The sequence below is a fragment of the Pseudomonas sp. YuFO20 genome (genome assembly GCF_035064975.1).
Classification (GTDB): domain Bacteria; phylum Pseudomonadota; class Gammaproteobacteria; order Pseudomonadales; family Pseudomonadaceae; genus Aquipseudomonas; species Aquipseudomonas putida_AE.
Map to the genome: position 1 here is coordinate 46,890 of NZ_JAXDEO010000043.1, position 13,193 is coordinate 60,082.

The following is a 13,193-nucleotide window of genomic DNA, read 5'->3' on the forward strand; positions in this document are numbered from 1 at the left end:
TTCAGGAATTAATATTACTTTGGGGTTCACCCTGCCGAATGGCTCACGCCGAATGCAGCACATAGTGCACGGAGTAGCCTCCAAGCCGTTGCTCCAGCTGTTTGCGCTGCCCAGCATCCAGACCAGCCACTCGAATATCCACCCGCTGCCCATGTCGATCGTCACTGAGCACTTCCACCTGGCCATCGGCTGCCACCTGCCAGACCTCCTCCTCGAACACCCGGCGGATCGCATCCAGGCGCAAGGCGGGCTTGAAGGTCTTGCCCACGGCCGTCAACGGGATCTGGTCGATCAGCCAGATATTCTTGGGGAGCGCGGCACGCTCGTGAATGTGTTGTATGGCGTGCTCCATCAACTCGGCTTCGCCCACCTGCTCACCGGCCTTGAGCTGGACGTAGACCACCGGCAGTTCGCCGGCCTTGATGTCAGGCTTGCCCACCGCAGCGGCCAGCGCGACCGAAGGGTGGTGATGCAGGGCTTCCTCGATCACCTGCGGGTCGATGTTGTGGCCGCCGCGGATGATCAAGTCCTTGCTGCGACCGGTCAGCCAGATGTAGCCATCGCGGTCGATGCGCCCCAGGTCGCCCGTGTTGAACCAGTCGCCGTCGAGCCACAGACCCTGGTTCTTGTCCGCTTGCAGGTAGCCCTTGAATACCGTGGGGCCGCGCAGGCACAAGGTGCCGGCCTCATCCGTCGCGGCGTCACGCAGGTAATGGCCGTCACCATCGAGCACGACGATCTTGACCTGGCAATACGGCAGGCGCAGGCCAATGGAGCCGGGCCGGCGCTCTCCGTCGCTGGGGTTGCACGCTGTGGCGCAGGTGCCTTCGGTCAAGCCGTAGCCTTCGATGATTTTCAGTCCCGTGCGGGATTCGAACTGACGGATCAGTTCCACGGGCATGGGGGCCGCCCCGCACAGGGCAAAGCGCAAGCTCGAGACATCGATGCCGTCGTTGGGGATCTGGGCCAGTGCCGCATAGATGGTAGGGACGCCGCTGAAACTGCTGACCCGGTATCGCTCCACCAGCTTCCAGAAATCCTTGATGAGGGTCGGATTGCGATAGCCCTGCGGACCGGCGAGCAAGACTTGGGCGCCATAGGCAAAGACGGCGAGCCCGGAGACCATCACCCCGTTGACATGAAACAACGGCAGCCCGCATAGCAGCACGTCATCGGGCACATAGCGACCGTGCAGGCCAATGATCTCGGCCATCGCCACCTCGTTTGCATGGCTGTGGGGTGCCAGCTTTGGCGTGCCCGTGGTGCCGCCCGTGTGGAAGTAGGAGGCGATGTCGTCCGGGCGGATCACCCGTGCGCTTTCCAGATGGTCATCGGGGCAGGCAGCCAGCATTTCGTCGAAGTCCAGCACACCTTCCGGCATGGCCGGGCGCTGGGCCTTCACGGCACTGCGTTGCGGCTCTGGCAGCAGGTTCGCCAGATCGACGGTCACGATAGTCGCCAGCTCTGGCAGGCTCTCGCGCAACGTGGCGACCTTCTGCCACAGGTCAGTACCGGGGAACGGCGCCAGGGTGACCAGCACCGTGGTATTGGAAGCGCGGATCAGTTCGGCGATGTGTTGCGGCTCCAGCAGCGGATTGATGGCATTGACGATCCCGGCCGCTTCGCCACCCCAGATGACAAAGTGGGTGTGTGGCAGGTTGGGCAGCAGGAAGGACACCGCCTTGCCTGGACGCACACCCAGGCGATGCAGGGCATTGGCGGTTTGCGTGACCTTGGCGAACAGCTCGGCGTAACTGATAGTCCAGGGCTGGTCCTCGATACTGCCGGTCGGCAGGAAGCTCAGGGCGGGCAGCTCGGCGAAGCGGCGTGCCGAACGTTGCAACAGTTCATAGGTGCTGGAAGGCAGGTCGCGCTGTGCCAGTGGCTGTTGGTGTTCCAGGGCTTCGACATCAATCAGCCGGGCGAGAGATACAGGTGCAGTCATGGTCTTGTCGTTCCGTCAATGAAGGTCCGCGGGTGTCAGCCAGCTTAGGTCAGTTCCTGATTATTGGCGCCGGCGGATGCGTGGTTGGAAACGCCTGTTCAAAGGCCCGGCATACCCGCAGCACCTGATCATCGTTAAACCGCGCGCCAACCACCTGTAACCCAATGGGCAATCCGTCGCTGGAAAACCCACAGGGCACTGAAGACTCCCGATGCGTCGGGCCCTTGTAGGAGCAAGCTTGCTCGCGATGGAGGTCAACGATGACGCGGGGATCCTGACACCACGCGGTGCTCTCAGGTTTTTCGCGAGCATGCTCGCTCCTACAGTTAATCGGGTACAGCCGCAGGAGATTAGTCGACCTTGAGGCCGCCATCGCCGGCAAGCCAGCCCACAGGGACCATTGCGAATCCGGAAACACACAATTTCCATCAACCGGGTTGATTGCCTCCTGACGCAAGGCGCAGGCTAGAGAGCTGCCCAGGCCTCTCCTATCATTCCGAATGATAGTTACCTTCGCCCCATTCGATTCGTGCGATACCACCCCTGCCGAGCATCATTCGCCAATCTTAATACATTGGCGGATGCATCCATGGAACAGTCATTCAAACATTTGCGCTTGCCGTTGGCCCTGTTGGCCGTCGTGGTGATGAGCGCCTGCGGCAAGGCGCCAGAGACTGCCGCCAGCCTGCCCGCAGCCAAGGTCAGCGTGGCCAAGGTGCTGGAGCAACCGGTCAACGAGTGGGACGAATTCACCGGACGCCTCGAAGCGCCGGAAACCGTGGAGATTCGTCCACGGGTCTCGGGCCAGATCGATGAAGTGGCCTTCACTGAAGGCGCCCTGGTCAAGAAAGGCGACCTGCTGTTCCAGATCGACCCGCGTCCGTTCCAGGCTGAGGTCCGTCGCCTCGAAGCCCTGGTCGCCCAGTCCCGCGCCAACGCCACCCGCAGCGAAAACGAAGCCCAGCGTGGCGAACGCCTGCGCACCAGCAATGCGATCTCCGCCGAACTGGCCGACTCGCGGACCAGCGCTGCCCAGGAAGCCCGCGCCGCCGTTGGTGCCCTGCAAGCACAGCTCGACCTGGCCAAACTGAACCTGAGCTTCACCCGTGTCACCGCGCCCATCAGCGGTCGCGTCAGCCGTGCGGAAATCACCGCCGGCAACCTGGTGACTGCCGATACCACCCCGCTGACCAGTGTGGTCTCCACCGACAAGGTCTACGCCTACTTCGATGCCGACGAGCGTGTGTTCCTCAAGTACACCCAGCTCGCCCGCCAGGGCAAACGCGGCGCCACCACCCCGGTGTACATGGGCCTGTCCAACGAAGACGGCAACCCGCACCAGGGTGTGATGAACTTCGTCGACAACCAGGTCAACCCGAAAACCGGCACCATCCGCGGTCGCGCCGTGTTCGACAACAGCGACGGCAGCTACACCCCGGGCCTTTACGCGCGCCTGAAACTGGTGGGCAGCGGCACCTACAACGCCATGCTGATCAACGATGAGGCGGTGGGTACGGACCTGGGCAAGAAATTCGTGCTGGTGATGGATGCCGACAACAAGACGGCTTATCGCGCCGTGGAGCTGGGTCCGAAAATCGAAGGCCTGCGCATCGTGCGCAACGGCCTGAACAAGGACGACACCATCATCGTCAAGGGCCTGCAGCGGGTACGCCCGGGCTCGCCGGTCACCCCTGAAGTGATCCCGATGGCCACCGAGCAAACCCTCGCGGCCCTGGCCCAACAACGACAAGCGCTGGAAGCCAGCAACCTGCCCCAAGTCGCGCCTGCCAAGGTCGCGCCGGGTACGGTTGTGAAAGTGGCTGCCGCGACTCCACGCGGTTAAGGGATAACGACTCCGATGAATTTTTCCCAATTCTTCATTTCACGGCCGATCTTCGCAGCGGTGCTGTCGCTGCTGATCCTGATCGCCGGTGCGATCTCGCTGTTCCAATTGCCGATCAGCGAATACCCGGAAGTGGTACCGCCGACCGTGGTGGTGCGCGCCAACTTCCCGGGTGCCAACCCGAAAGTCATTGGTGAAACCGTAGCCGCTCCCCTGGAGCAGGCGATCACCGGCGTCGAGAACATGCTGTACATGTCCTCGCAGTCGACCGCCGACGGCAAGATCACCCTGACCATCACCTTCGCGTTGGGCACGGACCTGGACAACGCTCAGGTACAGGTGCAGAACCGCGTGACCCGCACCGAGCCGAAACTTCCCGAGGAAGTGACGCGCATCGGTATCACCGTGGACAAGGCGTCGCCCGACCTGACGATGGTGGTGCACTTGACCTCGCCGGACAAACGCTACGACATGCTGTACCTGTCCAACTACGCGATCCTCAACATCAAGGATGAGTTGGCGCGCCTGGGCGGTGTCGGTGATGTGCAGCTGTTCGGCATGGGCGATTACTCGCTGCGTGTCTGGCTCGATCCGAACAAGACCGCTTCGCGCAACCTAACTGCAACTGATGTTGTAACAGCCATTCGTGAGCAGAACCGTCAAGTGGCCGCGGGTGCACTGGGCGCTCCCCCTGCCCCGAATGCGCAAAGCTTCCAGTTGTCGGTCAACACCCAGGGCCGTCTGGTCAATGAAGAAGAGTTCGAGAACATCATCATTCGCTCTGGCGAAAACGGTGAAATCACTCGCCTCAAGGACATCGCCCGCGTCGAGCTGGGTTCCAGCCAGTACGCCTTGCGTTCCCTGCTGAACAACCAGCCGGCGGTGGCGATCCCGATCTTCCAGCGCCCTGGCTCCAACGCCATCGAGATCTCCAATGAAGTCCGGGCGAAAATGGCCGAACTGAAGAAGGGCTTCCCCGAAGGCATGGACTTCAGCATCGTCTACGACCCGACCATCTTCGTGCTCGGCTCCATCGAGGCGGTGGTTCATACCCTGTTCGAAGCGCTGATCCTGGTGGTCCTGGTCGTGATCCTGTTCCTGCAGACCTGGCGCGCCTCGATCATTCCGTTGGTGGCGGTGCCGGTCTCGCTGATCGGTACCTTTGCCGTGATGCATCTGTTCGGCTTCTCGTTGAACGCCCTGTCGCTGTTCGGCCTGGTACTGGCGATCGGTATCGTGGTGGACGATGCGATCGTGGTGGTGGAGAACGTCGAGCGCAACATCGAGCTTGGTCTCACGCCGGTGGAAGCCACCAAGCGCGCCATGCGTGAGGTGACCGGCCCGATCATTGCCACGGCGCTGGTGCTCTGTGCGGTATTTGTACCGGCCGCGTTCATCTCCGGCCTCACCGGGCAGTTCTACAAGCAGTTCGCCCTGACCATTGCCATTTCGACGGTGATCTCGGCCTTCAACTCCCTGACCCTGTCGCCGGCCCTGGCTGCCGTGTTGCTCAAAGGTCATGACGCACCCAAGGACCGTTTCTCCAAGGTGCTGGACAAGCTGTTTGGCGGCTGGTTGTTCCGTCCGTTCAACCGCTTCTTTGAAAAGGCCAGCCATGGTTATGTCGGCACCGTTGCCCGGGTTATCCGCTCGAGCGGCATCGCCCTGTTGCTGTACGCCGGCCTGATGGTGCTGACCTTCTTCGGTTTCTCCAGCACCCCGACCGGTTTCGTACCCGGCCAGGACAAGCAATACCTGGTGGCCTTCGCGCAACTGCCGGATGCCTCGAGCCTGGACCGCACCGAAGACGTGATCAAGCGCATGTCCGACCTGGCCCTGAAACAGCCAGGCGTGGAAAGCGCGGTGGCCTTCCCTGGCCTGTCGATCAACGGTTTCACCAACAGCCCGAACGCCGGCATCGTGTTCGTGACCTTGAAACCGTTCGATGAGCGTAAAGACCCGAGCATGTCCGCCGGTGCGATTGCCGGTGCCTTGAACGGACAGTACGCGGACATCCAGGAAGCCTACATGGCGATCTTCCCGCCGCCGCCGGTACAAGGCCTGGGCACCATCGGTGGTTTCCGCCTGCAGATCGAAGACCGGGGCAACCTGGGCTACGAAGAGCTGTACAAGGAAACCATGAACATCATCGCCAAGAGCCACAGTGTTCCGGAACTGGCGGGCCTGTTCACCAGCTACACGGTGAACGTGCCGCAGGTCGATGCCGCCATCGACCGGGAAAAAGCCAAGACCCACGGCGTGGCCGTCAGCGACATCTTCGACACCCTGCAGATCTACCTGGGTTCGCTGTATGCCAACGACTTCAACCGCTTCGGCCGCACCTATCAGGTCAACGTCCAGGCCGAGCAGCAGTTCCGTCTCGAGTCCGACCAGATCGGCCAGTTGAAAGTGCGCAACAACAAGGGCGAGATGATCCCGCTGGCGACCTTCATCAAGGTCAGCGACACCTCGGGCCCGGATCGCGTCTCCCATTACAACGGTTTCGTCACCGCGGAAATCAACGGTGCCGCAGCCCCCGGCTACAGCTCCGGCCAGGCGGAAAAAGCCATCGAGAAACTGCTCAAGGAAGAACTGCCTAACGGCATGACCTACGAGTGGACCGACCTGACCTACCAGCAGATCCTGTCCGGCAACACCGCGCTGTTCGTGTTCCCGCTCTGCGTACTGTTGGCGTTCCTGGTGCTCGCGGCGCAGTACGAAAGCTGGAGCCTGCCACTGGCGGTGATCCTGATCGTGCCGATGACCCTGCTGTCGGCGATTACCGGGGTGATTGCTTCGGGTGGCGACAACAACATCTTCACCCAGATCGGCTTGATCGTACTGGTGGGGCTTGCGTGTAAGAACGCGATCCTGATCGTCGAGTTCGCCAAGGACAAACAGCTCGAAGGCATGAACCCGCTCGCCGCGGTATTGGAAGCCTGCCGCCTGCGTCTGCGGCCGATCCTGATGACCTCCTTCGCCTTCATCATGGGTGTGGTGCCACTGGTGTTCTCCAGCGGTGCCGGTGCCGAGATGCGTCACGCCATGGGTGTGGCGGTGTTCTCCGGGATGCTCGGGGTGACCTTCTTCGGTCTGTTGCTGACGCCGGTGTTCTACGTACTGATTCGCAACTTTGTCGAACGCGGCCAAGCGCGCAAAGCAGCCAAGGCCAACTTGAAGCTGGAGTCGCACTGATGAGTTTGAAAGCTTTCCTGCCGAGCCTGCTGGCATTGGCGCTGAGCGCCTGTGCCGTGGGCCCGGACTACCAGACCCCAGCCATTGAACCGGCCCACATCACCACGGCCACCGACGGCGCTGCCGGCCAGAAGAACTTCGACCGCTCGCGATTCGAAGGCATCTGGTGGCAGCAGTTCGAAGACCCGACGCTCAACCAGTTGGTGACCGAATCCCTGAAAGGCAACCGCGACTTGCGCGTCGCGTTTGCCCGCTGGAAAGCGGCCCGGGCGATTCGTGATGACGTCAGCAATGACGCCATGCCGACCATCACCAGCCGCGTCAGCAGTGACATTGGCAAAGGGCAGATTCCGGGCGAGACCACCGACCGGGTCAATCAGGAGCGCTACGACCTGGGCCTGGACATGGCCTGGGAGATCGACCTGTTCGGCCGCATCCAGCGCAACCTGGAATCGGCCAACGCCGAGCAACAGGCGTTCGAAGCCGACCTGTACCAACTGCAAGTGACCATGATTGCCGAACTGGTCGACGCCTATGGCCAACTGCGAGGTGCGCAGCTGCGTGAGAAAATCGCCCTGGCCAACCTGCAGAACCAGCAGGAGTCGCGCAAGATCACCATCAGCCTGCGCGATGCCGGCGTCGGCGATCAGCTCGACGTGGAACGCGCCGACGCGCGCCTGGCCTCGGTCGAAGCCAGCGTGCCGCAATTGCAGGCCGAGCAGGTGCGGCAGAAAAACCGCATCGCGACCCTGCTGGGTGAGCGTCCGGACAAGCTCACGGTCGACTTGCGTCCGAAGGACTTGCCGGCCATTGCCAAGGCCCTGCCGATCGGAGATCCGGGCGAGCTGCTGCAACGCCGTCCGGACATTCGCAGTGCCGAACGCCAACTCGCATCGGCCACGGCGCGGATCGGTGTGGCCAAGGCGGATCTGTTCCCGCGCGTCAGCCTCAGTGGTTTCCTTGGTTTTACCGCCGGGCGTGGCTCGCAGATCGGTTCTTCGGCGGCCAATGCCTGGGCACTGGGCCCGAGCATCACCTGGGCGGCCTTTGACCTGGGCAGCGTGCGCGCCCGTTTGCGCGGCGCCGATGCCGATGCCGAAGGCGCCCTGGCGACTTACGAGCAGCAAGTGTTGCTGGCCCTGGAAGAATCGGAGAACGCCTTCAGCGATTACGGTAAACGTCAGCAGCGGCTGATTTCGCTGATCCGTCAAAGCGAATCGAGCCGCTCGGCTGCCGACCTCGCCGAGATCCGCTACCGCGAAGGCACCGCCGACTTCCTCGTGCTGCTCGATGCCCAGCGTGAGCGCCTGGCCGCGGAAGACACCCAGGCCCAGGCTGAAGTCGACCTGTACCGCGGCATTGTCGCGATCTACAAGGCCCTTGGCGGTGGCTGGCAGCCGGAGACGGTCGCCAGCAAGTAACACGACTTTCTACAGAGCTCCTTTGGTTGGCCGCAACCAACCAATTTTTTGGCCCCGCGTCTCATTCGGTCGCGGGGCTTTTTTTTGCCTGCGCGGTATTGAATCCACAACACCCCCTGTAGGAGCTGGCTTGCCAGCGAAGACGGAGGCACATTCACCATTGAGGTGACTGAACCACCGCATTCGCTGGCAAGCCAGCTCCTACAGGGTTAGTGTTTTTCCTGGACGGTGACGGTCGCTGTTGTTCCCGCCCGTAATTTCGCTTTACCGGCATAGTCATCGTCGATCCTGATCCTTACCGGCACCCGTTGCGCCAGCTTGACCCAGGTGTAGCTGGGGTTGATGTTCGCCAGCAAGCGTCCACCCGGCAGGTTTTCCCGGTCGGCGATGGCGAAGGCGATGCTTTGCACGGTGCCACCGAAACGTTCGCCACTCATCAACTCGATGTCGACCCGATCACCCTCCTCGATGCGCGGCAGTTTGGTTTCCTCGAAGTAGCCGCTGACATAAAACGAATCGCTGTCCACCAATGCCACCAAGGGACCGCCTGCGGTGGCGTAGTCGCCCTGGCGGGTCAGCAGGTTGGTGACGTAGCCGCTGATGGGCGATTCGACCCGGGTGCGTTCCAGGTCGTGTTCGGCTTCGGCCAATGCGGCGCTCGCCAGTTGCACATTGGCCTGGGCAAACCCCAGGTTGGCCTGGTTGCGCAGCAGATCAGCCTCGGCCACCGCCACATCGGTACTGGCTTTTTCCCACTCTTCGCCGGAAATCGCCGAACGCTCCTTGAGCGTCCGCCGGCGACGCTCCTCGCTTTGCCGCTGCCTGAGCAACGCCTGGCTGGCGACGATGGTCGCCTGCGACTGCCCCAACGAGGCCTTCGACACTTCCACCGCGCGCTTGCCGTGTTCCACCGCCAGGGCATAACGCGAGGGATCGATTTCCAGCAGCAACTGGCCCTTCTCCACATGCTGGTTATCGTGCACGGCAAGGTTGACGATGCGTCCGGCGACATCGGCGGACAGGGTCACCACATCAGCCCGCACCCGTGCGTCGCGGGTCCAGGGGGCGCGGGTGTAATGCTCCCAGGCAAACCAGCCGAGCACGAAGGCCAGCAGTACCACCGCCAGCGTGGTGAGATGGGCAAGGATCTTCTTCACGGCATCAGGCTCCCATCACCAGGATCAGCGTCGCGCACACGCAGGCGTACAACGCGCCTTCGAACAAGGCTTCATGCCAGACGAACTGCAACACACCGAAGCGCCGCAGCAGCCAGTCCAGCACCAGGAAAATCGGCAGCCCCAGCAATAGCGCCTGGGCGATCGGCGGCAGGTAGACGCCGCCTATTTCCACATCAATGGGCAAGTTCAGGTACTCCTGGCGAGGGTTCGGGCTCAAAGTGAGCACGGTGGCGTTCCAGGAACGACACCACGATCAACAGCGCCACGCGCATGCGAAACACTGACCACAGCTGTTCATGGACACTGCAGTGCAGCGCGTCCAGTTCATCGCCCAGGCCGTGCAGGCTGTCGAGCACGCGATCGACTTCGATGCCGGGCCGCCCGGCGACCAGCCGACCGGTTTCGCGCACGGTGGCGGACAGTCGATTCTGCGTCTCGGGACTCAGCAGCGCGTTGCCCTGCCCCTGCTGCCGGAGCTGGTTCAAGGCGATGCCCAACGCCATGCAACCGAGACTGACTTCGAACAGGTCCTTCGTTGGCTTGTCCTGGATGGCCGGCAGCAGGCCGAGCATCGTGGTCAGGCGGTCGACGATGCGGCTTTCGAAGGCGAACTGGTTTTTATCGGTGGGCGGGGATTTCAACAACGCGTAGACCTGCTCGCAATTCTCCTGATGCAACCGGCGCAGGCGCAGGACCGGCCGGAACGGAAAGATCAAGGCATACACACTCAATGCCAGCGCGGCGGCGCAGGTGTAGGCACCGGCAAACTCGAACCACTGGATCGCGGTGTTTTGCCCCAGACCGGTGTTTGCCGGGCCCAGCAACAGGAAAGTCGTCAACCCCAGGCCAATCCCCGTGCCCGTGGTCGGCGGGCTGGACAACCCCACCGCGACGGCATAGAGCAACGGCACCAGCAGCAGGGCCAGCAGTTCGAAACTGCTGATCATCGGCACCAGCGCGAACTGCAGCACCGACGACACCACCAGCGCCAGGCCCAGCCCCCGGGCATAGCTCTGCACAGCCAGCAACGGCCGGGGAAACGTCGCCATTAGCGAGCACAGGATCCCCGTCACCACCATCCCGCCCCGCGCCCCGTCCCAACCGGTTTCGATCCAGATCAGGCCGGCGACCATCAGGGCGCACCAGGCGCGGATGGCATTCATCGTCGCCAGGGTGAAATCCAGGTGCAGCGGATTGGCCTGGCCGCGAAACACGCTGCTGGCCTTGCGTCCGCTCTGGATCACGTCGCTCAGTTCCAGAATCGTTTCCAGCTGCTCGAGCATTCGCGCCTGTTCCCAACGCAATGACCAGGACAGTGAGCGCAAGGTCGCCTTCAAAGGCTCGGTCAGTTGCTCGGACCGGTAGGCCAGCGCATCGAAACGCTGCTGCAACCCTGCAAACTGGCGCCGCTGCTCAGCCGGCAGCGCACGTCCCTGGCGGGCCAGTTCATCGAGGAACACCAGTTCTTCGCCGAGCAAATGCTGTATTTCGCTCGGGATCTCGCCTACCCAGCGCTCCAGCAGCAACTCGCGCTGGTGGCGCAAGGCGGTGAGTCGGGCGGTCAGCAGCAACAGTTGGTTGCCGAGCAATTGCACCAGGTCGTCGGCGCTGCGAAGTCGCGGCGCGTCGTAATACAGATGCCGGCGTACCCCCTCCAGCGCACTGATCTGCCCCAGCAGCTGCATTTGCCGACGGTGAAAGTCTGCCTCGCTTTCCTCGGTGCGGATCACGGCGCTGGCATGGGTTGCCAGCAGCTTGATGACCTGATCGATCCTGTCGAAATACTCCTTGGCCACCGCTTCCGGGCGCGCGGTCAGCAGGCTGACGACGCAGACGCAGGCCACCGCCAGCAGCGTCTCGGTCACGCGGGTAACGGCGAGCATGAAGGTGCCATCCTGATCAGGCACCGCCAGCAGCGCCACGACCACCGCCGTGTAGCCGCTCAGGACAAAGGCCTGGGAACTGGTATAGCGCAACAAGGTGCCACCGGCGGTGCACAGCGCCAGCCACAGGGACAAGGTGATGAGGAAAGGCAGCGGCGCCTGGGGGAAGATCGCCATGATCACCACGGCCACCGCCGCCCCCAGGGTGGTGCCGATGACCTGGCCGAAACTGCGCGCCAGCACCATGCCGGCCAAGGGTTGGCTGATGATGACCACGGCCATGATCGACCACTTGGGCTGCTCGAGATCGAATACGAACGCCAGGTACAGGGTCAACAGCCCGGCCGCGATGGTGCGCAGGGCGAACAGCAGCACGCCGCGCCCGGGGTTGAGCATTGCCTTGAAGTATAACAACAGCGCTTGCATGGGCACGCCTGTCCAGTCCAATCCAGCAAGCGTAGTCACTGCGGCGCAGTCTCGACAGGTTTGAGTATCGCAGTCAGGGTTTGACTCCAGGCCGTGCCTGACCGAAGCTGACAGCTTTGCCCAAGCCTGCCAGCTTCCGGATTCTGCATGCCCCAGTCCCGCCGCTATCTGCTCATCAGCCTCTGTGTCCTGTTTGCCGTCGGCCTTGCCTGGATGTTCGTGCGCAGCAGCGCCCCGGTGGTGCCCGAAGCGATCAAGCGCGGCTACAGCGAAGCGCTGACGGCGGCCCGCAATGGCCAACCGGGGGCCGCGCGAGTGCTCTACCAACAATTGGCCCGCCCGGACATTTCGCCCAAGCGGCGCGTCTGGCTGCATGCCGAACTGCCCAACTACCCCAGTTCCGTGGCGCTGAAACTGGCGGATGCAGACTTGCAGAATGAGGCGCCGCAGGTCCGTGTCGCGGCGATCAGGAGCATCAGCGGGCTGGTGCCCAGCGGTCAACGCAGCCTGTTGCTGGGGCCGTTGCTCGATGACGGCGAGCAGCGCGTGCGCTTCGCTGCCGTCAATGCGCTGCTGGGCTTGTCGCCGGATGATCTTGGCCTGTATTTTGGCCCGCTGGAGCAGGCCATCGATGCCTGGCAACAGGTACTGAAAAGCGCCCCGGAAAGCGCCGACAACCAATATCAGCTGGCCCGGTTGTACCTGCACAATGCCGAATTCAAGGAGGCCCAGCAGGCCCTTGAGCATACCTTGCGCCTTGCGCCAGACAACCTGCCGGCACTGGTGATGCAGATCGAGGTCCTGGACAAACTGGGCCAGGTCGACGCCGCCCGCCAACTGTTGGCCAAACAACTCAAGGCCCAACCCGATTCGGCCTATCTGCAACATGCGCTGGGGATGTGGTTGCTGCATCACGGCCAAAACGAGTTCGCCCTGCTGGGTTTGTCCAAGGCGGTGGAGCTGGAGCCGAACAACAGGGATTACCGCTACGACCTGGCCACGATGCTGCATGACGAACAGGAGCTGGAAGCGGCGCAGAAACAGCTGCAGGAAATCGTTCAGCGGCATCCGAACGATCGTCGGGCACGGGTGCTGCTGATCAATTACTGGAAGGAAAGCGGGCAGTTGCAGAACGTGCAGATATTGTTGGCGCAGCTGGAACAGATGAATCCGGATGATCCGGCGTTGCAGCAAGGGCTCTAGAAGATCCGTTACACAACACCATGCCATGTTTCTGCGCGCTTCTGTAGGAGCCCGGCTTGCCGGCGAAGGCGTCCTTGAGATCGCCTTCGCCGGCAAGCC

General features: G+C 62.6%; 8 protein-coding genes and 2 pseudogenes. 5 read left to right on the top strand and 5 right to left on the bottom strand.

Annotation, left to right across the window (positions count from 1 at the left end; genetic code table 11):
* Positions 1–43 precede the first annotated feature (43 nt).
* Positions 44–1,945, bottom strand: coding sequence for an acyl-CoA synthetase (locus SOP85_RS22270; protein WP_323628259.1), 1,902 nt, complete (start codon positions 1,943–1,945; stop codon positions 44–46).
* Positions 1,946–1,994: 49 nt separating this feature from the next.
* Positions 1,995–2,150: pseudogene (locus SOP85_RS22275) on the bottom strand (amidase); the annotation flags it as partial.
* A 6-nt stretch (positions 2,151–2,156) separates the two neighbouring features.
* Between SOP85_RS22275 and SOP85_RS22280 the strand changes: the two are divergent.
* The 4 genes and pseudogenes from SOP85_RS22280 to SOP85_RS22295 form a co-directional block, all read left to right on the top strand.
* Positions 2,157–2,273, top strand: a pseudogene (locus SOP85_RS22280) (outer membrane lipoprotein carrier protein LolA); the annotation flags it as partial.
* 261 nt (positions 2,274–2,534) lie between these two features.
* A complete protein-coding gene (gene mexE / locus SOP85_RS22285; protein WP_274075804.1) occupies positions 2,535–3,788 on the top strand; it encodes a multidrug efflux RND transporter periplasmic adaptor subunit MexE in 1,254 nt (417 codons plus the stop codon).
* A gap of 15 nt (positions 3,789–3,803) precedes the next feature.
* Entirely contained in the window at positions 3,804–6,983 is a 3,180-nt protein-coding gene (locus SOP85_RS22290) for an efflux RND transporter permease subunit (RefSeq protein WP_323628260.1), read from the top strand.
* Positions 6,983–8,404, top strand: coding sequence for a TolC family protein (locus SOP85_RS22295; RefSeq protein ID WP_323628261.1), 1,422 nt, complete (start codon positions 6,983–6,985; stop codon positions 8,402–8,404). The genes SOP85_RS22290 and SOP85_RS22295 overlap by 1 nt, the downstream gene beginning before the upstream one ends.
* A gap of 209 nt (positions 8,405–8,613) precedes the next feature.
* Here the strand turns inward: SOP85_RS22295 and SOP85_RS22300 are convergent, their stop codons facing one another.
* The 3 genes from SOP85_RS22300 to SOP85_RS22310 are packed head-to-tail and all read right to left on the bottom strand — an operon-like array spanning position 8,614 to position 11,891.
* A complete protein-coding gene (locus tag SOP85_RS22300; protein WP_323628263.1) occupies positions 8,614–9,561 on the bottom strand; it encodes an HlyD family secretion protein in 948 nt (315 codons plus the stop codon).
* Between the two features lie 4 nt (positions 9,562–9,565).
* Positions 9,566–9,766: a DUF1656 domain-containing protein gene (locus tag SOP85_RS22305; RefSeq protein ID WP_323628264.1), complete on the bottom strand. Its 201-nt coding sequence runs from the start codon at positions 9,764–9,766 to the stop codon at positions 9,566–9,568.
* Positions 9,756–11,891, bottom strand: a complete 2,136-nt coding sequence (locus SOP85_RS22310; protein ID WP_323628265.1) for an FUSC family protein — start codon at positions 11,889–11,891, stop codon at positions 9,756–9,758. The genes SOP85_RS22305 and SOP85_RS22310 overlap by 11 nt, the downstream gene beginning before the upstream one ends.
* A gap of 147 nt (positions 11,892–12,038) precedes the next feature.
* Between SOP85_RS22310 and SOP85_RS22315 the strand changes: the two genes are divergently transcribed.
* Positions 12,039–13,094, top strand: a complete 1,056-nt coding sequence (locus SOP85_RS22315; RefSeq protein WP_323628266.1) for a tetratricopeptide repeat protein — start codon at positions 12,039–12,041, stop codon at positions 13,092–13,094.
* Positions 13,095–13,193 lie beyond the last annotated feature (99 nt).